The 1,237-nt window shown below is 61.0% G+C and carries 2 protein-coding genes; one reads left to right on the forward strand and one right to left on the reverse strand.

The window, feature by feature from the left end; genetic code table 11:
- On the forward strand, positions 1-278 hold a 278-nt coding region (locus tag EN984_RS35150; protein WP_127384381.1), incomplete at its 5' end, for an alpha-glucosidase C-terminal domain-containing protein.
- Positions 279-291: 13 nt separating this feature from the next.
- On the opposite strand, the gene EN984_RS35155 is transcribed toward EN984_RS35150, so the two are convergent.
- Entirely contained in the window at positions 292-1,131 is an 840-nt protein-coding gene (locus tag EN984_RS35155; protein ID WP_245480190.1) for a hypothetical protein, read from the reverse strand.
- Positions 1,132-1,237 lie beyond the last annotated feature (106 nt).

Genomic DNA, 1,237 nt, shown 5'->3' on the forward strand with positions numbered 1-1,237 from the left:
AGTCCTATCGGACCACGCTGGCCTTGCGCGGGAAGCATGAGGCGCTGGTATCAGGCTCGATCCGCTTTCTCGACGCCGAGGGTGACGTGCTGGCTTTCGTTCGCGAGGGCGGCGGCGAAAGACTGCTCTGTGTCTTCAATTTTGCTGGAGGACCGGCCAATTGGCCGTTGCCGCAAGACTTAGGAGCGGTTACGGAACTTGACGGCGATGCCTCGCTCACCAGGGAGGTCGAGCTTTTGCTGCCGGGACTTGGATGCTTCCTCGGTAGGCTCGACTGATGCCTCGACTGCTCTACTGCACCAGCACGGAGCGTCCACAAGTCGCGCCGGTGACCCGGACATCCGCCTCGCCGAGACGCACGCCAAGGGCTCCAAGCAGGTTGGCAAGCAAGGTATCGATCGGGGCCGCCACGCTGTTCAGAAGTGCCACCACCGGCGGCTTCACAAATCCCAGAAGGGCGTCAAGATTCAGCGGCAGGCCGAGTAAATTCGCCGTCAGCGACAGGCCGCTGACCAGCGACGTAGTCAACGATTGGGTAAAATTTTGCGTGTAAGCGGTCCTTATCGTCTTGGCATCGATGTCGGCCTTGTTGAAAGTCAGCGTCGTCGCGGGGTTATTGGCCATGTTAAACGCCGCTGAGCCCACTACGGACACCACGGGGATGAGCAGAAGTTTCACGGCCGCGATTTCGGTGTTGGAAAACGTCTCCTTATTGGTGAAATCGGCAAAGCCGGCGCTGCTGCTGTCACCGAGATGTCCTTCGACGATACCGGGACGTGTAGCAACGGTGACCTTGATACTGTCAGGGCCTGTTGGACAACTTATGTCCATGAGCTTGGCCTCGGCATAGGCGACTTCGACATGCAGGGGCAAACTGACCGATACCAAGGTGATACCGCCTCCGACATTTTTGTTACCGCCCCCGATCTTCACTATTAGCTTGATGCGGGTCTGCGCCGTCCGCACAATGGCGCCGACCTCGCCAACCGCCAGCCATGGCGAGGATTGCGGCGGTTCGCCGATGGCGATGGCGAGCGTGGTCGACAGCACCCCCGGAATGGCGGCGCCGAGGGCGACGTCGACCTGCTTCGAACCGTTTGCCAGTCCGGCGGCGGCGGTCAGCATGCCCATCGCGCTGGCATCGACGCCAAGGCCGGCCGGCTTTTGACCGAGGCCCAACTTGCCGACGGAGCCGAGATCGATCAGATGACTGAGCGGGATCTGGACCGTACTGGTC

It is taken from the genome of Mesorhizobium sp. M7A.F.Ca.CA.004.12.1.1 (assembly GCF_003997835.1).
GTDB lineage: Bacteria > Pseudomonadota > Alphaproteobacteria > Rhizobiales > Rhizobiaceae > Mesorhizobium.

Bases quoted from the DNA above. Each gene is read 5' to 3' on its own strand.
- EN984_RS35155 (WP_245480190.1), bottom strand. From the start codon at position 1,131: ATGGGCATGCTGACCGCCGCCGCCGGACTGGCAAACGGTTCGAAGCAG.